The following is a 17578-nucleotide window of genomic DNA, read 5'->3' on the forward strand; positions in this document are numbered from 1 at the left end:
GCCCACAATTCGTCGTCAATGATCGGCGCTTGCATCCCCTCGGTCTCCGTTCTCTGGACGACTGAGGTTAACATCGCGCCGCGAAAGTTAACAGACCATCAAGGTTTTTTTTGAACTGGCCTCTAAGCGGCGGAAACCAGCAGAAGGTTTCGCTCGCCAAGGCGGCGGCGCTCGCGCCGAAGCTCCTGCTGCTGAACGAGCCGACGCGCGGTGTGGATATCGGGGCACGCAGCGAAATCTATTCGACCCTGCGGAAGATGGCGGACGACGGCCTGGCCGTGGTTTTCTACTCGACCGACCTTGAGGAAATCCTCGAACTCGCGGATACGGTGGTGACGATTTTCCGAGGCCAGATGGTTCGTCGCAAGCCGCGGCACGAAATCGATGGCGATACGGTCCTGCATGACATCGTCGCAGGTGGGGGCGAAGCGGCGGGTGGCCCCGCTTCGTTCAGAACTCAACGCGTGGAGGCTGGCCATGCATAAAACCGCTCTTGAACCCTCTATGCAGGCTTCTCCTACATTCTATAGACGCTGGGCTTCGGCACTGTTCGGCAGCACGAGTATTCATGCGGGTTCTATCCGCGTTGCAACGCTATTGCTGATCATCGTTGCAGCGGGCGTCGTTCCTCACTTCAACGAATTCGGCAACGTCCAGTCGGTGATGTACTCGGTTGCCGCAGTCGGAGTCGGTGCAGTCGGGATGGCACTCGTCACACTGAGCGGCAACCTGTTCATGCTCTCGATGGGCGCGACGGCTGCGGTTTCAACGGTAATGTTCGCTGCATTGATCCACCTCGGGCTAGGCGTAACCGTTCTCGCAGTCGTGCTTGCTGGCCTGGCGATAGGCATTGTGCAGGGCGCCATCATCGCGCTGGGCCGGGCCAATCCGATCATCACGACGATCGCAACCTCTTCCATCATTCTCGGCGCGGGCGTGCTCTATACCGGCGGCCTTACCGTCATCGGAAATGGCGATGCAACCTGGCTTGGTCAAGGCAAGCTCTTTGGCTGGTTGCCGACCCAGATCATCGTGCTCGCCGTTTTCGTGATCATCGGGAGTTTCATACTCCAGAAGACGCGTATCGGACGGGAGATCAGGCTCATTGGCATGCGTTCGGAGGTTGCTCGCATCGCGGGTCTGCGCCTGATGGCGGCCACCCTGTTCTGCTACGGATTTGCCGGTGCGGCGGCGGCGCTTGCCGGGTCGCTCATCGCATCGTCGTCGGCGCAAGGCAATCTCACATACGGAGTCGACCTCGACTTCAACGCAATCGCTGCAGTTCTGGTCGGTGGCATCTCGATCCGGGGCGGACGTGGCCAGATCTCGGACGCGGTTACCGGCGCCATCTTCCTCGCCGTGATCAGTAACATCCTGCTCGTGAGCGGCGTGAGCTACGAGTATCAATTGGTCGTCAAGGGCATGGTGGTGCTGGGGGCGGTCGTGTTCGGTGCATTGCTCGCCCGTCTCGGGCCCAGCAAGAAATAAGCGGAGAGCGAAATGAATCAATCTCAACGTCTTCTGAATCTTGTGATTCGTTCGGTCCTGCTAATCGGCATGCCCGTGTACTTCGGCCTGACCGTCGATCACTTCTTCTCAGCGGCCAACCTGTACGCGATTTTTCAGGCGTTCGCTTTCCTCGGCATCGTAGCGCTGGGCTTGTCGGTGACGATGGTCGCCGGTGAGTTCGACCTCAGTGTGGCGGCGCTTGCGACGGTCGCGGGCCTGATCACCGTGAAGTTTGGCGGCGATAGTGCGGTGCTTGGCCTGGTCTATGCCGTCTGTTTCGGGATCGTGGTGGGTATCGCGAACGCGGCGCTTTTGCCCTGGCTTGGCGTCTCGTCGCTTGTCACAACCGTCGGTTCGATGATGTTCCTTACGGGCGTCGGTTACTGGTTAGCGGGCGGGCGCGTCTTGAGCTGGGCGAATCTGGATGTGAGCGACTTCCTGGATCAGAACATCTTCGGCATCTTCTCCCCGCGTAGCCTGATTACCATCTTCTGCTATGTGGTCGTATCGCTGTTTTTGCGATTCACCACGCTCGGTCGGGACATCTACGCAGCAGGTGGACACCGGAAAGCTGCCGTTCAGAGCGGCGCGCGGGTCGGGGCTGCCCTGACGGTGGGCTTTGCGATCTCTGGAAGCCTTTCCGCGCTCGGTGGTGGTCTGCTGTCGCTCAGCCTTGCCACCGCGTCTGCAACGATGGGCAGCAATATCCTGCTCCAGGCGGCGTCAGCGGCCATTGTGGGCGGCGTGGCACTTGAGGGGGGAATCGGGTCGCCACTTGGCGTGGCAGTTGGCGTGTTGATCCTCACGGTGCTCAACAACGGTCTCGGCCTGCTCAATGCGACCTCGACCCAGATCCTGTTGGTCAATGGTCTGCTTCTTCTGATGGTCGTGCTGCTCGACGGCCGTCTGGGCAGCGTGCTGGCCAATCCGTTGGCACGCCTGGCCCGGGCCCGCTCCGCGAAAGGCGCGAGCGCCTGACGGAGTGCGAACCGGCGGTTGTGAGAATGCCGGCGTGCTGCAACGTACGTCGGCATTCTGGTATGGAAGCGACTTGCGCGTCAGAGAGTCTGCGAATCCAAGGTATGGTGCGGATACTGCTGGTTTAGGGGGCGAATGTCATCCAGCGCTTCTCGAGTTGCTGCGACCTGACGCGCTCGACAAGAAATTCGCTGAAGACCCGGATCTTTGCCGGCTGGTATCGGCGGCTCTGGTAGGCAAGATTGATCGTGAGCTTTGGCAGTTGCCAGTCTTCCAGGACGGGGACGAGTCGTCCTGCGACGATGTCGTCGTGAATGATGTACATCGGCTGGATGACGATGCCCAGACCCGCCCGCCCGGCAGCCACGATGACCTGCCCTTCGTTCGAATCGAGCGCGCTCGAGATGGATACGGTGCATTCGTCCTCCCCGCGGCGCAGATGGAGCTGATGCGGGTCAACCGACAGGCTGTAGATCAGCATCCGGTGTTGCCCCAGGTCCTGTGGAGTTTGCGGCCGTCCGTGCGTCGAGAGATAGTCAGGCGACGCGGCGAGCACACGTCGGGTTTCGGCAAGCCGTCGAACAGTGATTCCAGAATCTCCCTCGTGTTCCTTGGTGCGGATGGCAATGTCGATACCAGCCTCGATGAAGTTGTGGTACTGGTTCGCTGCGGTCAACTGGACCGACAGATTGGGGTAGCGCTTCAAGAAGTCAGGCAGCGCCGGCGCCAGATGCATCATCGCAAACGACACGGAGCTCGTGACACGAAGTACCCCTCGGGGACTTACGCTCTCATCGGCGGCGATCGAGTCCGCCTCTGCCAGCTCGGAAAGCACCAGCCCGCATCGCCGGTGATATTCCCGGCCGGCGTCGGTGAGCCACATTCGTCGCGTCGTGCGTTCAATCAGACGCGTGCCGAGTTGCTCTTCGAGCAGACTCAGCGTGCGACTCGCGGCAGCGTTAGACATATCGAGTTGCTCAGCGGCCCTGGACAAGCTGCCAAGGTCCGCAGTAAGCACGAACAACTGAATCTGGGTCAGGCGGTCCATCGTCTCCTCGATCTGATAGTGCTGGAACAATCAAGGCTGATTTTTTCAGCGTGTTCAGACGCACTATCACCCAGTTTCAGAGGTGGATAAACACACTGCAGGTCGCCAGATTGTCAACCTGCGGTCGACAGTCTTGCTGCAAAAGGGCCGACGGGTCACGCGAAGTGCTGCCATCTGTGGAAGCGACGCAGGGGCATTTTTCCGGCGCCAGGAAATGTCATTTCGCCGGAGCGCATTTTATTTCCGGCAACGAAGCTTTAACTTTGTCGGGAAGACGCTTGCAAGAGCGCACACCGGAGACAATTGAAATGCGCAATATCAACGAAGACACCATCACGCTCGCGGTGATCGAATCCTTCGCCAAGTGCGAAGACGCTCGCCTGCGAACCATCATGACCAGCCTCGTGCAGCACCTTCACGCTTTTGCGAGAGAGGTGAAACTGACCGAGGCTGAGTGGTTCAAGGCTATTTCATTTCTGACGGAGGTCGGTCACATCACCGACGACAGGCGCCAGGAATTCATCCTGCTTTCCGATACGCTTGGCCTGTCCATGCTGGTGACGGCTCAGAACAACAGCAAGCCGGCCAATTGCACCGAGGCAACGGTATTCGGACCGTTCTTTCTCGAGGGGGCGCCGGTCTACAGGAACGGCGAGGACATCTCGAATGGTGCACATGGCGCGCCGTGCTACGTGAAAGGCCAGGTTCGCGGCGCAGATGGCGAAGTCGTGCCGAATGCGTGGCTTGACGTGTGGCAGTCGGACGAAGACGGCTTCTACGACGTCCAGACGCACAGTGGCGACGGACCGACGGAACATCGTGCTCGCGGGCGGTTGCAGACCGATGCCGAGGGGCATTTCCATTTTCGGTCGATCCTCGCAGAAGCTTATCCGATTCCCCACGATGGGCCGGTCGGCCGGATGCTCGCCGCGACCGGACGCCACCCCTGGCGCCCCGCCTGCATTTCATGCTTCAGGCGCCCGGCTACGAGACCCTGATCACTCACGTGTTCCGGGATGGCGACCAGTATCTCGATTCCGACGTGGTCTTCGGTGTGCGCTCGTCCCTGATCGCAGACTGGGTTCGTCACGAGCCCGGGATCGCACCGGACGGCAAGATATTCGAGGTACCGTGGTACACGCTCGACTACGATTTCATCCTCAATCCATCGGAGGCAATCGCATGATCCGGCATATCGTTATGTGGCGAGTACGCGGTGAAACGGAGGCTGAGCGTGCGGCAACGTCGGAGCTTGTGAAGACAAGTTTCGAAGGGCTGCGCGGTCGAATTCCGGGAATGAGTCATCTTGAGGTCGGCATCGACTCAAGCGGGGTCGATTACGCATGCGACGCCGTTCTCGTGACGGAGTTTGAGTCCCGCGAGGCGTTGGACGCGTATGCGTCTCATCCTGAGCATCTGCGTGTCCGGACGGAACTCGGCGACGTGCGGACAGCACGGTTCCAGGTCGACTATGAATTTGATGCTGCCGCGATGCGTACGATGGAGGCGGAGCCCGTACATGCAAAAGCTTGAATTTATCTATCAGGCACGACCGGGCCGTGTAGTTTTCGGCGCGGGTAGCTTGCAGCACCTCGAGCGTGAAGTCCTGGAACTCGGCGCGGAACGTGCACTCGTTCTCTGCACGCCGGAGCAGCGGGAGACTGCCGAAATGGTCGCCGCAAGGCTGGGTGCCCGCACGGCAGCCGTTTTCGACAAGGCTGTGATGCATGTGCCGATTGAACTCGCTCGCGAAGCACGTGCGTTGGCCCGGGAACTGAACGCGGATTGCGCGATCGCCGTTGGCGGAGGCTCCACGGTCGGCCTCGGCAAGGCGATCGCGATGGATTCCGGTCTTCCTATCCTGGCGATTCCCACGACCTACGCCGGTAGCGAGATGACGGCGATCTATGGCATTACCGAAGGCGGCCTGAAGAAGACCGGAACGGACGTCAGGGTGCTTCCGAAAACGGTGATTTACGATCCCGACCTCACGGTGACATTGCCCGTTGGACTCTCCGTTACGAGCGGCATCAACGCCATCGCACACGCCGCAGAGGCGCTGTATTCACGCGACGCGAATCCGGTTATCAGCCTGATGGCCGAAGAGGGCATCGCATCGCTGGCGCGTGCGCTGCCAGGCATCGTTGCGAACTCCACCGACATCAATGCCCGTTCGCAGGCACTGTATGGTGCATGGTTGTGTGGGACGGCTCTGGGGAATGTCGGTATGGCGCTACACCACAAGCTCTGCCATACGCTCGGCGGAAGCTTCAATCTTCCACACGCGCAAACTCACACCATCGTGTTGCCGCACGCGCTTGCATACAACAGGCAGGCTGCACCTGACGCGATGACCCGCATTGCGCGTGCCATCGGGGCCGACGATGCAGCAGTCGGCGTCTACGAACTGGCGAAGGCCAACGGCGCGCCGGTCGCGCTGAAGGATATCGGGATGAAGGTCGAGGACGTGGAAAAGGCAGCGGAAATCGCCAGCTCGAATCCGTACTGGAATCCGCGGCCGATCGAACGTGAAGCGATCCACGCCTTGCTGCGGGATGCGTTTGACGGCGTTAGCCCGCACTAGGGTGGCACAGGCCAGCATCAGCCCGCGCCAGCATTGATGTCGCGCATGAGCACATCGGCCGTTTGAATCTCTGGAGGTGCAGTATGCATTTCACTGTCTATTGTCTTGACCACGACGGCGTCGTCGAACGCCGGCTCGAACACTACGACGCCCACAAAGCCTACCTGCAGACTTCACCGGTGAAGACCTTGATCTCCGGTCCGCTGACCAAAGCGGACGGAACGACGATGATCGGTAGCTTCTTCCTCTATGAGGCAGAGGAGATCGCTGACATCGAGGCATTCGTCAAGGACGATCCGTTCAACAAGGCGAAGATCTGGAAATCGATCGATATTCGGCCATTCATCAAGCGCGTGGATAACCGTTAGCCATGCCTTGAGGGATGACGGCGGCCTGGTGCGCGTAGGTCGCCGCGTGGTGGCATGGATCATAACGATGCCAGAGTTTCTCGAATCTGCAGGATTACTTATAAATAGGAAAGGAGACAATTATGCAAACGGGTCTTGATGGAAAGATCGTCATCGTGACTGGCGCTGCGAAAGGCATCGGCCGCTCAACGGCAGTTGCCTTCGCGAAGGAGGGGGCACGCCTGTGCCTGGTGGATATCGATGGTGGCGCACTCGAGGAGGTCCAGGCGGAACTTCGGGCGATGGGCAGCAACGTGAACATCGCGCAGGCCGACCTTTCGAAAGCCAACGGTGTCTCGGAAGGGATTGATTCGGTACTGCGGCCGTATGGCGGGCAGATCGACGTGCTCGTGAACAATGTCGGTGCAGGCAAGGTCCGGACATTCGAGGAACTCTCGGACGAGGACTGGGATTTCACCCTGAACCTCAATTTCATGAGTTACGTGCGTGCATGCCGCCATCTGCTTCCCGCACTTCGCTCGCGGGAAAAGGCCGTCATCATCAATAACGCATCGGACCTGGCTCGACAGCCGGAGCCTGTTCCCATCGATTATTCCGCATCGAAGGCGGCTGTACTTGCCCTGACCAAGGGGCTGGCGCGTGCGGAGGCGCCCCGGATCCGCGTCAATGCGGTTGCCCCCGGACCCGTATGGACGCCGTTCTGGACCAAGGAAGGTGGCTTCGCGGACACGATGGGCAAGTTCCACGGCATGGCGCCGCGTGAAGCCGTGGAGCATGAGCTCTCCCTGCGCCAGCTCCCGTTGAACCGACTGGGTACGCCGGAAGAGGTGGCGAACGTGATCGTGTTCCTCGCTTCGGACCTCGCTTCGTTCGTAACGTCGGCGGTGTGGGGCGTCGATGGCGGCAGCATTCGAAGCCTCATCTGAGGACGGGGGCGCGCGCAGCCGCAGAGCTGGTACGGTCTTGGCGTGCGTTCCCGCGCCCTATGAGGGAAACCGAAAGGTAGCAGGAGAAGATATGTCTGGTTCGTCAATGTCTACCCAGGACCGCAGCATTCTCGCGGAGGCGCTTGCCATGCTGCTAAGGGAGCGCAGCTACGCCCATCGCCTGGCGATCGAAATCGCAGAGGCGCGCGGAGAGCAAGGGCCGGATATCTGGGAATATGGTGTCGTGGATATCCTTCGGTTGAGCCGGGAGTTTGCACCGGATGGCCCGAACAGGCCAGAGCATCCCTACGTTCAGAGGTTGCTGCAACCTGAATGTGCAGGTTCGCCGTCGCGCCGAACGACCGTTGCTACCTCTGAAAATTGACGTTTGCAATAAATAGCGCGTCGCACAGGCGCGTGGTTGGACACAGGAGACTTGTATGTTGCGAATTGCTGTCCTTGGTGCGGGCCGCATCGGAAAAATCCACGCTGCAAACGTTGCAGCAGACCGTCGTCTTAAACTCGTCGTTGTTGCGGATCCCAACGAGGCTGCGGTTGCAGAGCTGGCGAGTTCGCTCGGCTGTGATTTCAGCCTCGACTGTGGAGCAGCGGTCGATCGCGAAGACGTTGATGCGGTCATCATCGGTACGCCGACTGACACCCATATCGACCTCACGCTGCGCGCTGTCCGGCTCGGAAAACCCGTTCTCTGCGAGAAGCCGATCGACCTCGACATCGACCGGGCGCTTGCCGCCGTGGAGGAGATCGAACGACTGCAGGGCAAGGTGATGCTCGCTTTCAACAGGCGCTTCGATCCCGACGCAATGGCCCTGAAAAAGGCGATCCGTGACGGCGAAGTGGGTGACGTTCGTCAGGTCGTCATCACGAGCCGCGACCCCGGCCTCGCGCCGCGCGAATATCTTCGCCACTCTGGCGGGATCTTTCGCGATATGACCATCCACGACTTCGATACCGCTCGCTGGCTGCTGGGCGAGGACCCCGTCGAGGTGATGGCGATGGGTAACCGCCTGGTTGATCCGGGCCTGGACGAGATTCCAGACTTCGACAGCGTAATGGTGCTGTTGCGTACAGCATCCGGAAAACAATGTCATATCAACGGGTCGAGACAGGCCGTCTACGGCTTCGATCAGCGCGTGGAGGTATTCGGTTCGAAGGGCATGGTTCTGAACGAGAACCATCGCCCGTCGAGTCTGCGTCGCTGGACCAGCGGCGCCACCGAGGCGCGCGATCCGCTGCTCAACTTCTTTCTGGAGCGCCACGCGGATTCGTATCGTGTCGAGCTCAATGCCTTCATCGACGCATTGCAGAGCGGCACCGCAATGCCCGCGACTCCACGCGACGGCATCAGGGCGCTTCACATCGCCAATTGCGCGCTCGAGGCTGCGCAGAGCGGCCGCGCAGTCCGGATCTGAAGGCCGTGACCGCGGGCGAATGGCGAAGCCGGCGTCCGCGTCACCCGTTGAAGAAAAGTTGACAACGGGGCGACCTGTGCCCTAAATGGAGAGGTTACCTCTCCATTTAGGGCGATTTCATGGCGCAACCGGAAACCTTCAGCGGCGTTGCGATTTTCGTAGCCGCTGCCAAATCGCGCAGCTTTACGGACGCTGCTGACCAGCTCGGGCTGACCAAGTCAGCCGTTGGCAAGTCCATTGCCAAGCTGGAGGAGCGCCTTGGCGCCAAGCTTTTTCACCGGACGACGCGAAGCATCGCGTTGACCGCCGATGGCGAGGCTTACTTTGCGGCGTGCTCCGCGGCGCTGGACGAAATTTCGGCGGCCGAAGCCGCCCTCGGGCCAGGACAGCAACGACCGGTGGGCCGCCTGCGCATTGATATGCCTGCGGCGTTCGGTCGACGTGTGCTGGTTCCGATCCTTCTCAAGATCGGCCGGGAGCACCCCGATCTCCAGTTCACGATGACCTTCTCCGACCACATCATCGACCCGATCGAGGAGGGCGTCGACCTCGTAGTGCGATTTGGAGAGCTGCAAAGTTCAAGTGGCCTCGTCGCGCGCCGTTTGGCGAGCCAGCGAATGGTCATCGCGGCAGCGCCAGAGTATCTCAAACGGAAGGGCACTCCGAAGACGGTCGATGATCTGCAGAACCATTCGTGCATTGTGGGGTATCGCAGAGGGCAGCCGCTTTCATGGCGCGTCAACACAGATGGGGAATCGCGGCGCATCTCTCCGCCTCCCACTCATCAGATAAGTGACGGCGATACCATTATCGACGCCGCGTTGTCCGGACTCGGAATCTGCCAGATGCCGATGTCGCTGCTCCGACCGGGCTTGAAGGGTGGAACACTCGTTTCGGTGCTCGACAAGGTGTCGAAGGACCTCATCGACGTGCACGTTGTATGGCCGAAAATGGCGCATCTCCGGCCAAAAGTCCGGCACGTTGTCGATACGTTGGTTGCGCTAGCCGCAGAAGGGGCGCTCGACTGATCAGTCGTCTTCGCGTCGGTAAGTTCGCGACGAGATTCAGGGGACGATGATATTCAAAGCGGTGGACGGCACGGTGCGGCCGCGGACTCTTTATCGCCGGCTCGATCAGGGACTGCATCGACGCGCGCCTTCAAATAGCCAGTTTCGCATTCCTGGAGGCGTCTTGGGCCAGCTCGCGCAGGCAATGGATCGAGGGGGAGTGTTATTTGATGGTGTCGACACAAGTCCAACTTCTGCATTGGTGAAACTGGTGGGGCCAGGCTGTCTGAGATCGCATCGACCGCCAAAATGGGAGCCGAGACGCTCGCTCTAAGAATGGTGTATCGCATTTAACATAATATAATTTATCGCAGTTTTACGTGTTACGGCTTTTTTGAAATGTCCGGTTCGGGGGTGCGGCGCAATTCTTGGACTATTAGGAGCTAGTCCATGTATTCATATGAAGACCGCATCCGAGCAGTCAAGCTCTACTTGAAACTTGGGAAGCGCCTCACCGCGACCGTTCGTCAATTAGGCTATCCCACAACGAAATCTCTCGAACGTTGGTATCACACGTACGAGCGATGTCTGGATTTGCCGAAGGAACGTATCTGCTTGAGGCCGCGCTATTCGGTGGAACAAAAGAAGGCGGCCACAGACCACTATATGAGCCATGGCCAGTGTCTGGCTGCAACGACAAAGGCCCTGGGATATCCGGTGCGCGGGACGCTCGTCGCCTGGCTCGACGAGCTGCATCCTGAGCGAAAGAAACGCGTTCTCGGGAGAACTTCGGGTATTCGGCATACACCAGAGCTCAGGCAGATAGCGGTCATCGATCTGTGCACTCGGCGAGAAAGCGCCGAGGAAGTTGCTAAAAGGATTGGCGTGAGCCGTCCAACGTTGTACAACTGGAGAGATCGGTTACTCGGTCAGGAGGTTGCTTCAGCCATGACACGCCGCAACGATCCGCCGCAGAGCTCCGAGAAAACGACGCTGGAACAGCAAGTCGAGTCACTCCGACGAGACATCCGGAAGCTCCAGATTGAACACGACATCCTGAAGAAGGCCAATGAAATATTAAAAAAAAGGCCTGGGCATCGACCCGCAACTCCTGACGAATCGGGAGAAGACGGCGCTGGTTGATGCCCTGAAACAGACGTACACGTTGCCGGAGCTTTTGGCTGAACTGGGGCTCGCCCGCAGCTCCTACTTCTATCACCGGGCGCGAATACAGGCTGCCGACAAGTATGCGGGTGTACGCCGTGCCATCGCAGATATTTTTGAACTGAACCACCGATGCTACGGATATCGACGGGTGCGCGCGGCACTTGGCAGGCAGAAAGTCTTCATCTCGGAGAAGGTCGTGCGGCGCTTGATGAAGCAGGAGCAGCTAAGCGCGGCCACAACGAGGCGACGTCGATACGGCTCCTACGCCGGCGAAATAGGTCCAGCTCCAGATAATCTTATCAACCGGGACTTCCGGGCCGCCGCACCGAATGAAAAGTGGCTCACAGACATCACGGAGTTCCAGATTCCCGCCGGTAAAGTCTATCTGTCTCCGGTCATCGATTGTTTCGATGGACTGGTGATCAGTTGGTCGATCAGTACGCGACCCGACGCCGAGCTTGTGAATACGATGCTCGATGCCGCCATCGAAGCAATCGGTAGTAGCGGCAACCGACCTGTGGTCCATTCAGATCGCGGTGCGCATTATCGCTGGCCAGGCTGGCTTACCCGGATACGTGAGGCCAGGCTGATTCGCTCAATGTCGCGCAAGGGCTGCTCGCCCGACAACGCGGCGTGCGAAGGCTTCTTCGGACGACTGAAAACGGAACTGTTTTACTCTCGGGACTGGCAGACCGTCAGCACCGACCAGTTCATTGAGGTCGTTGACTCGTACATTCGCTGGTACAACGAGAAACGGATCAAGATCTCCCTTGGCGCACTCAGTCCGATTGAATACCGGGAGAGCCTCGGGCTGACGACATGAACCCAGTCCAAGAATTGCGCCGCACCCCCTGAGTCCCAAGTTCAGATGTCGTGTTTCCGCTAAATACAGATGTCGTGTTTTTGAGCGCTGGCAAGCTGGCAGACTGCTGCAACCATGGCGAAGCGAGGCCGACCAGCCAGCCCGGCCAGACGTCGCCAGCGCAATGATCTCCGTCGCGCACCCGTGCGTCATTGCTGTCGCACGACAGGCGCCCGCCGCACGCACGCTCGCACCCTTGATGAAAACACTTGTTGGCGTCGATCCGCGCGCTGCGTTCTGGCTCCCGCCAATTGGGGGCCTGCACCAGCTTGTGCGCATCGAAATTCATCTTAGGCGCAAAGTCGCTGTGTCAACGAGTCGGAAACGCCTGTTTTCGTTGTGGCCATCGACGATTGCCACTTTGCAGCAGATTGATCTGAACATTGGCGCGTCAAAACCGTCGGTACACGCCGGGGGGCCGGCCAGGCGGCCGGGAAAGGAAGAGCGCATCGAAGCGCGCAGGGCGTGCGCGCGATCGATCGTCAGTGTTGAGTGGGTTGGATTGGCCCTGTCGTCGGCACAGGCGTCAAACCGCGAGAGATGGTTCGCATGCCTACACACATGTCCCAGGAAAATCGCTTAAGACACCTTGTGGATCCAGCCGAATGGGTCAGCAATTTTGCCGCGCTGAATACCGGTGAGCGTAGTGCGAATTCGTTGTGTGACAGGTCCTTCGCCACCATCGCCGATCTTGAATTCGCCCGCCGCGTGACGAACTTCTCCGATGGCCGTCACAACCGCCGCCGTACCACAGGCGAAGGCCTCCTTGACGCGACCGCTGATCGCATCGGCTTGCCACGATGCAAATGCATAAGGCTCTTCGGAGACTGTGATGCCTTCCTGTCTGGCCAGCTCAATAATGGAAGCACGCGTAATACCGGGCAAGATGGTGCCCGACAGCGGAGGGGTACGCAGGGAGCCGTCGTCCATCACGAAGAACACGTTCATGCCGCCCAGTTCTTCGATCCATTTGTGTTCCGCAGCGTCGAGGAACACGACCTGGTCGCAGCCTTTCGCTGCCGCCTCGGTTTGCGCAATCAGGCTGGCGGCATAATTTCCGCCGCACTTGGCCGCGCCTGTTCCACCTGGTGCCGCTCGGGTGTATTGGTCGGACACCCAAACAGTGACCGCTGTCTTACCCGCCTTGAAATACGGCCCAACGGGCGAAGCGATAACACAGAACAGATACTCGTTGGCGGCGCGCACCCCGAGAAAACTCTCCGTTGCAAACATGAAAGGCCGAAGGTACAAACTGCCATCGCCGCCAGGAACCCAGTCCCGATCGATCTTCACGAGCGCATCCACTGCGCCGGCAAAGAGTGTTTCGGGGAGTTCCGCCATGGACATGCGCGCTGCCGACGCGCGAAACCGCCTGGCATTCTCGTAAGGCCTGAAAAGCGAGATCGAGCCGTCGTCGCCGCGATAGGCTTTCATGCCCTCAAAAATCTCCTGCGCGTAGTGCAGGACAGCACAGGCGGGGTCAATCTGAAACGGCCGGCGCGGCTCAACTTTCGCATCGTGCCAGCCAAGGGTATTGGTCCATCGGACAGTCGCCATGTGATCGGTGAACACGCGACCGAATACCGGGTTGGCAATGCTCGCGGTGATCTCATCGCGTGGGGTAGGTGTCGTGCTGGGCGAAATAGCAAACTGGACAGTTGTTTCAGTATTCATGGTTTCTTCGAGCAATGACGAAAATAACGCGGTCGCAGGGTTCCTGCAGTCCGGCGGTCTGTGACGTGAAAGCCTTGGTCGCTGACCGTTATCGATGCGCGCTGCCGGAATTCACGCCCTCGCCCGGACGTGCCAGGGCAAGCAGCGCGACATCGGAAACGATGGCCTCACGATCGGCGAGAGCCTTGAAGCGCGCGAACGCTGCATTCAATTCTGTATCGCTGTCCATCATGACGCCAAGCTCACGCAGGCGCTGTTTGAAGGCGGTTCGACCAGAAAGCTTCCCGAGCACGATCCTGTTTGCGCTCCAGCCTACGTCTTCCGCCCGCATGATTTCGTACGTATCGCGCGCTTTGAGCACACCGTCCTGGTGGATGCCGGACGCATGAGCGAATGCGTTAGCGCCAACGACCGCCTTGTTGGGCTGCACTGCAAATCCGGTAATCTCCGAGACCAGCTGTGAAGCGGCGACGATCTGGCTCGTATCGACGCGCACGTCGAGGTCGAAATGATCTCTCCGGGTCTTGACTGCCATGACGACTTCCTCGAGCGCCGTATTCCCTGCCCGTTCGCCCAGTCCGTTGATCGTGCACTCGATCTGCCTTGCGCCGCCCGATTTGACCGCGGCTAGCGAGTTCGCTACGGCGAGGCCGAGATCATCGTGACAGTGCACCGAAAAAACCGCCCGGTCCGAATTTGGAATGCGCTCGCGTAGTTCGCGGATCAGTGCTGCATAACCTTCCGGCATGGCATAGCCAACGGTATCGGGTACGTTGATCGTAGTCGCGCCTTCGGCAATCACACCCTCCAGCACCCGGCAGAGAAAGTTCATGTCTGAGCGACTAGCGTCTTCTGGCGAGAACTCGACGTCATCGGTGAAACTGCGCGCCTGACGCACGGAGCGACGCGCCTGCTCGTACACCTGGTCGGGCGACATACGGAGCTTTTTCTCCATGTGCAGCGGCGATGTCGCGAGAAAGGTATGGATGCGAAAACGACTGGCTGGCCGCAGCGCTTCGGCCGCACGTGAAATATCACGCTCGTTCGCGCGTGCGAGAGAACAGATAATGCTGTCTTTCACTTCGCTTGCGATTGCGCGCACTGCCTGGAAATCGCCCTCGGAGCTCGCTGCGAAGCCCGCTTCGATCACGTCGACCCGCATACGCTCGAGTTGCCTCGCAATGCGGAGTTTTTCTTCTTTTGTCATCGACGCACCCGGCGACTGCTCTCCATCCCGCAAGGTGGTATCGAAAATGATGAGTTGTTCTGCCATGCCAGTCTCCGGTAGCGATCGGCAACTGCATCGATGAGGGAATGGGGGGTAACCTTTCCCGCTTGCCGGAACGCTGGATCACAGCGCCCGACCGTTCGCGATTATAGCCAACGATATTTCAGGTGAACCTGGGGTCAACCCGCGACTTTGAGGATCCAGTCGCACGGCCAACGTGCAAGGCAACACAACGCTCACCGGTCCCGCGCAGCGCTTGCCCGTTTGCGGATCATCTCGAGAAACCACTCGCGCGGCAATGTCACACGTGCAGCCAAAACAGTACTCGACTAACGAAAGCGCTCATGCTCGTGCAGGCCAAACGCCACCAGCGACTGGGTGTCTGGGCCGTCGAAGAATTGGAACGGACCGTCGCGATGTCCACCGTAACGCCATCCGCGGATGATCAACCGGTGCGGGTGTTCGTCGCTCCAGCCCATGGCCAGCTTCGGCGCGGTCTCATAGAACACCGTGCGCGCGGCCCGCTACCAGCGTGGCTGCTGCCAGCCTGGTTGCTGCCATGGCGGCTGCTGCCAGGTTGGCTGACGGGCACCGTGTATGTCGCCTGCCACCGCACCCGCAGCGCCGCCGATGAGCGCACCTGTCCACGCGTTGCCACCGGCGATCGCCGCGATGCCCGCGCCCGCACCGGCGCCAAGCGCCGCACCGCTCACGGCGCCCTGCTCGCGCGGGGTCATATTCGTGCAACCTGTCATGGCAATGAGCCCGACGATGCTTGCGATCCATCCCAGTCGTTTCATGATCTTCGCCCTCATTGACTCTTGTTCTGGCCCGGTACGACCATCTGGAACCAAAGGGTCTCGATCACCGGATGCTGGATCATTGTGGGGTTCGCCGTGTAGTAGCTGTCCAGACCCTGGCGTACGCTGTCGAGCGTCTGGCCCTGCATGCCTTTGCCGAAGCGTTGCGCGATATCGTTGCTGTTTACCGTATTGCCGGCATAGGCACGCTCAATATCCAGCAGATTCGCAATGCCGACGAGATAGGCTTTCTTCTCCGCATCCGTTGACGCCATCCATTGCTGTCCGGTGACGATGGGAATGCCCTGCGCTCGCGCGACACTCCCCATCATTGCCAGCGACAGGAATATTAGAGACAACAGCGTTTTCCAACGTGGTCTGATTGCCATCACATGCTCCATGGAAGTCATGTTCCCCGGCCGGCCGCCGATGAACGGCGCCGGCGTGATCGGGCTGAGCGAACTACCAGCTATGAACCTGAATCGGCTTTCGGCCATTCCGCAGCATTGCCGTGAAGCTTGATGAAAGAGTACTCGCGATCCTCGCGCTGCGCTTCGTACGGTGTCGTAGATATCGAACCCGGTCACATCAAGTCGTTGCGCATCCCGCGTTACGCGCGATTCAGCGAGGATGTGCGTTTTCGATGCCGGGTGCATATCAGGTTCGATCGCCGGCAACCTGATCGGCATGACCCAATCGACAGAAAAGATGTGTGTGTACGTTGAGGCAAATGCGCCGTCACGGTTTGCTCGAGCGGGTGGCGCGTAACGGTACGTCCGATGCGTTGGGCAGCGTGCCCAGGGAACGCTCGTCGGCGAAGTGATGATAAGACTCCGGTTGCAGGAGCGGCCACACGAATTGCAGAGCGGCTCCCGCCGCAAAGACCGCGGCGCCGGCGAGCAGCAAGCGGGAAGTTTTCATGTTGATCACCTCCGCAGTGCGCGAAATATTTCACAGCCCCGAACAGGACGCGCGCGAACCGGCTTTTACGATGCAGTCGCCGCATGCGGACCACCAAAATGCTTTGCTTTCGGTAGCAGCATGCGGATACATGCGAGGCGTACCATTCTTCCCATTAAAAGTACACCTAACGGATACGCCCGCCCCTTCTTGTCCGGTTTATCCTGGTGCAGCCTTTTTATCAGGGGAGCGGAATGCTTAGAGCCGCGCACCGCCCGTCGCGTCGATCACCTGCCCCGTCGTCCAGCGTGCCTCATTCGACGCGAGGAAGGTGACGACGTCAGCCACATCGACAGGTTGACCCACTCGCGAGAACACCGACATGGCCTCTGCGCCGGCACGTGCCTCCGGTACCTTGATCCACGCCGCATTCATGTCGGTCTCCGTCACGCCCGGCATGACCGCATTCACCGTGATACCACGAGGACCGAACTCGGGGGCAAGCGCCAGCGTCAGCGTTTCAATGGCACCTTTCGACGCGGCATAAGCGGGATGCGTTGGAGCCGCGACACGCGTAAAACCCGTCGAAACGTTGATAATTCGTCCATTGTCGCGGATGTGATCTGCAATAGCCTGAATCAGGAAGAACGGTGCCTTGAAGTTGATCGTCAGGACCTCGTCGAATACTGATTCACTCGTCTGAGACAGGGGGATGGCCGGTGCCACGCCAGCGTTGTTGACGAGAATGTCTAGCCGGGGTTCGCCTATGGCGCCGATCGCGGCTGCCTTGAACTGATCCCAGATACTGTCCGTTGCTTCCTTCCCGCGATTCAGGTCCGCTTCGATAGCGACCGCTTTCGATCCGAGCGCTTCGATTTCACGGATGGTGGCGTTCGCCGCGTCCCGATTGGTGCCGTAGTGCACGCCGATGAGCGCAGCCCCTTCTCTCGCAAATGCCAGCGCGACAGCACGCCCGATGCCACGCGAGCCTCCCGTAATAAGGGCCACCTTGTTTGAAAGTTTTGCAGACATCGACCACTCCTTCCTGACTAAATTAGTAGTGGTCGCTATAATATTAACGTCGAAACATGCTT

18 protein-coding genes and 2 pseudogenes are annotated in these 17578 nt (G+C 59.6%); 12 read left to right on the forward strand and 8 right to left on the reverse strand.

What is annotated here, in order from left to right:
* Window positions 1–110 precede the first annotated feature (110 nt).
* From AB4Y40_RS37870 to AB4Y40_RS37880, 3 genes are read left to right on the forward strand one after another with little or no spacing between them, the layout of a single operon-like run.
* Window positions 111–485 carry an ATP-binding cassette domain-containing protein gene (locus AB4Y40_RS37870; RefSeq protein ID WP_368692210.1) on the forward strand — a complete coding sequence of 125 codons (375 nt, stop codon included), beginning with the start codon at window positions 111–113 and terminating at the stop codon, window positions 483–485.
* Window positions 478–1488 (forward strand): ABC transporter permease, encoded by a 1011-nt coding sequence (locus tag AB4Y40_RS37875; protein ID WP_368692211.1) that lies wholly within the window; start codon window positions 478–480, stop codon window positions 1486–1488. Before AB4Y40_RS37870 ends, AB4Y40_RS37875 begins: the two co-directional genes overlap by 8 nt.
* A 12-nt stretch (window positions 1489–1500) precedes the next feature.
* The gene (locus tag AB4Y40_RS37880; RefSeq protein ID WP_254319691.1) at window positions 1501–2487 is read left to right on the forward strand and encodes an ABC transporter permease; all 987 of its coding nucleotides are present in this window, start codon (window positions 1501–1503) and stop codon (window positions 2485–2487) included.
* A gap of 124 nt (window positions 2488–2611) precedes the next feature.
* Here AB4Y40_RS37880 and AB4Y40_RS37885 read toward each other — a convergent pair whose 3' ends face one another.
* A complete protein-coding gene (locus AB4Y40_RS37885) occupies window positions 2612–3535 on the reverse strand; it encodes a LysR family transcriptional regulator (protein ID WP_368692212.1) in 924 nt (307 codons plus the stop codon).
* A gap of 308 nt (window positions 3536–3843) precedes the next feature.
* Here AB4Y40_RS37885 and AB4Y40_RS37890 point away from each other — a divergent pair.
* The 9 genes and pseudogenes from AB4Y40_RS37890 to AB4Y40_RS37930 all read left to right on the forward strand — a co-directional run bounded on the left by AB4Y40_RS37890 (window position 3844) and on the right by AB4Y40_RS37930 (window position 11843).
* A pseudogene (locus AB4Y40_RS37890) lies at window positions 3844–4721 on the forward strand (intradiol ring-cleavage dioxygenase).
* Complete coding sequence (locus AB4Y40_RS37895; RefSeq protein ID WP_368692213.1) at window positions 4718–5068, forward strand: Dabb family protein; 351 nt, start codon at window positions 4718–4720, stop codon at window positions 5066–5068. The pseudogene AB4Y40_RS37890 and the gene AB4Y40_RS37895 overlap by 4 nt, the downstream one beginning before the upstream one ends.
* Window positions 5055–6119: a maleylacetate reductase gene (locus AB4Y40_RS37900; protein WP_368692214.1), complete on the forward strand. Its 1065-nt coding sequence runs from the start codon at window positions 5055–5057 to the stop codon at window positions 6117–6119. Before AB4Y40_RS37895 ends, AB4Y40_RS37900 begins: the two co-directional genes overlap by 14 nt.
* 83 nt (window positions 6120–6202) lie before the next feature.
* A complete protein-coding gene (locus AB4Y40_RS37905; RefSeq protein ID WP_133188019.1) occupies window positions 6203–6487 on the forward strand; it encodes a YciI family protein in 285 nt (94 codons plus the stop codon).
* 122 nt (window positions 6488–6609) lie between these two features.
* Window positions 6610–7413, forward strand: a complete 804-nt coding sequence (locus AB4Y40_RS37910; protein ID WP_368692215.1) for an SDR family NAD(P)-dependent oxidoreductase — start codon at window positions 6610–6612, stop codon at window positions 7411–7413.
* Window positions 7414–7504: 91 nt separating this feature from the next.
* Window positions 7505–7798 carry a hypothetical protein gene (locus AB4Y40_RS37915; RefSeq protein WP_368692216.1) on the forward strand — a complete coding sequence of 98 codons (294 nt, stop codon included), beginning with the start codon at window positions 7505–7507 and terminating at the stop codon, window positions 7796–7798.
* 55 nt (window positions 7799–7853) lie between these two features.
* A complete protein-coding gene (iolG, locus tag AB4Y40_RS37920; RefSeq protein ID WP_368692217.1) occupies window positions 7854–8846 on the forward strand; it encodes an inositol 2-dehydrogenase in 993 nt (330 codons plus the stop codon).
* Window positions 8847–8965: 119 nt separating this feature from the next.
* Window positions 8966–9874 carry a LysR family transcriptional regulator gene (locus tag AB4Y40_RS37925; RefSeq protein ID WP_368692218.1) on the forward strand — a complete coding sequence of 303 codons (909 nt, stop codon included), beginning with the start codon at window positions 8966–8968 and terminating at the stop codon, window positions 9872–9874.
* A 429-nt stretch (window positions 9875–10303) separates the two neighbouring features.
* Window positions 10304–11843 (forward strand): IS3 family transposase gene (locus AB4Y40_RS37930; RefSeq protein WP_368692219.1). Its coding sequence is split into 2 segments (ribosomal slippage): window positions 10304–10933 and window positions 10935–11843, totalling 1539 coding nucleotides; the frame shifts between segments, so codons are not numbered across the junction.
* Window positions 11844–12461: 618 nt separating this feature from the next.
* Here AB4Y40_RS37930 and AB4Y40_RS37935 read toward each other — a convergent pair.
* The 7 genes and pseudogenes from AB4Y40_RS37935 to AB4Y40_RS37965 all read right to left on the reverse strand — a co-directional run bounded on the left by AB4Y40_RS37935 (window position 12462) and on the right by AB4Y40_RS37965 (window position 17516).
* Complete coding sequence (locus AB4Y40_RS37935) at window positions 12462–13556, reverse strand: branched-chain amino acid aminotransferase (protein ID WP_368692220.1); 1095 nt, start codon at window positions 13554–13556, stop codon at window positions 12462–12464.
* A 133-nt stretch (window positions 13557–13689) separates the two neighbouring features.
* Window positions 13690–14829: pseudogene (locus AB4Y40_RS37940) on the reverse strand (2-isopropylmalate synthase); the annotation flags it as partial.
* Between the two features lie 284 nt (window positions 14830–15113).
* Window positions 15114–15293, reverse strand: coding sequence for a hypothetical protein (locus AB4Y40_RS37945; protein ID WP_368692221.1), 180 nt, complete (start codon window positions 15291–15293; stop codon window positions 15114–15116).
* A gap of 15 nt (window positions 15294–15308) precedes the next feature.
* A complete protein-coding gene (locus tag AB4Y40_RS37950; protein ID WP_342923770.1) occupies window positions 15309–15584 on the reverse strand; it encodes a hypothetical protein in 276 nt (91 codons plus the stop codon).
* A gap of 11 nt (window positions 15585–15595) precedes the next feature.
* Window positions 15596–16273, reverse strand: coding sequence for a hypothetical protein (locus AB4Y40_RS37955; RefSeq protein ID WP_368692222.1), 678 nt, complete (start codon window positions 16271–16273; stop codon window positions 15596–15598).
* A gap of 49 nt (window positions 16274–16322) precedes the next feature.
* The gene (locus AB4Y40_RS37960) at window positions 16323–16505 is read right to left on the reverse strand and encodes a hypothetical protein (RefSeq protein WP_368692223.1); all 183 of its coding nucleotides are present in this window, start codon (window positions 16503–16505) and stop codon (window positions 16323–16325) included.
* Between the two features lie 237 nt (window positions 16506–16742).
* Window positions 16743–17516, reverse strand: coding sequence for an SDR family oxidoreductase (locus AB4Y40_RS37965; protein WP_368692224.1), 774 nt, complete (start codon window positions 17514–17516; stop codon window positions 16743–16745).
* Window positions 17517–17578 lie beyond the last annotated feature (62 nt).

This window comes from Paraburkholderia sp. EG287B, from assembly GCF_040965595.1.
Classification (GTDB): Bacteria; Pseudomonadota; Gammaproteobacteria; order Burkholderiales; family Burkholderiaceae; genus Paraburkholderia.

Coding starts and splice junctions, on each gene's coding strand:
- AB4Y40_RS37875 (WP_368692211.1), top strand. CDS start 478: ATGCATAAAACCGCTCTTGAACCCTCTATGCAGGCTTCTCCTACATTC.
- AB4Y40_RS37880 (WP_254319691.1), top strand. CDS start 1,501: ATGAATCAATCTCAACGTCTTCTGAATCTTGTGATTCGTTCGGTCCTG.
- AB4Y40_RS37885 (WP_368692212.1), bottom strand. CDS start 3,535: ATGGACCGCCTGACCCAGATTCAGTTGTTCGTGCTTACTGCGGACCTT.
- AB4Y40_RS37895 (WP_368692213.1), top strand. CDS start 4,718: ATGATCCGGCATATCGTTATGTGGCGAGTACGCGGTGAAACGGAGGCT.
- AB4Y40_RS37900 (WP_368692214.1), top strand. CDS start 5,055: ATGCAAAAGCTTGAATTTATCTATCAGGCACGACCGGGCCGTGTAGTT.
- AB4Y40_RS37905 (WP_133188019.1), top strand. CDS start 6,203: ATGCATTTCACTGTCTATTGTCTTGACCACGACGGCGTCGTCGAACGC.
- AB4Y40_RS37910 (WP_368692215.1), top strand. CDS start 6,610: ATGCAAACGGGTCTTGATGGAAAGATCGTCATCGTGACTGGCGCTGCG.
- AB4Y40_RS37915 (WP_368692216.1), top strand. CDS start 7,505: ATGTCTGGTTCGTCAATGTCTACCCAGGACCGCAGCATTCTCGCGGAG.
- iolG (WP_368692217.1), top strand. CDS start 7,854: ATGTTGCGAATTGCTGTCCTTGGTGCGGGCCGCATCGGAAAAATCCAC.
- AB4Y40_RS37925 (WP_368692218.1), top strand. CDS start 8,966: ATGGCGCAACCGGAAACCTTCAGCGGCGTTGCGATTTTCGTAGCCGCT.
- AB4Y40_RS37935 (WP_368692220.1), bottom strand. CDS start 13,556: ATGAATACTGAAACAACTGTCCAGTTTGCTATTTCGCCCAGCACGACA.
- AB4Y40_RS37950 (WP_342923770.1), bottom strand. CDS start 15,584: ATGAAACGACTGGGATGGATCGCAAGCATCGTCGGGCTCATTGCCATG.
- AB4Y40_RS37955 (WP_368692222.1), bottom strand. CDS start 16,273: ATGCCGATCAGGTTGCCGGCGATCGAACCTGATATGCACCCGGCATCG.
- AB4Y40_RS37960 (WP_368692223.1), bottom strand. CDS start 16,505: ATGAAAACTTCCCGCTTGCTGCTCGCCGGCGCCGCGGTCTTTGCGGCG.
- AB4Y40_RS37965 (WP_368692224.1), bottom strand. CDS start 17,516: ATGTCTGCAAAACTTTCAAACAAGGTGGCCCTTATTACGGGAGGCTCG.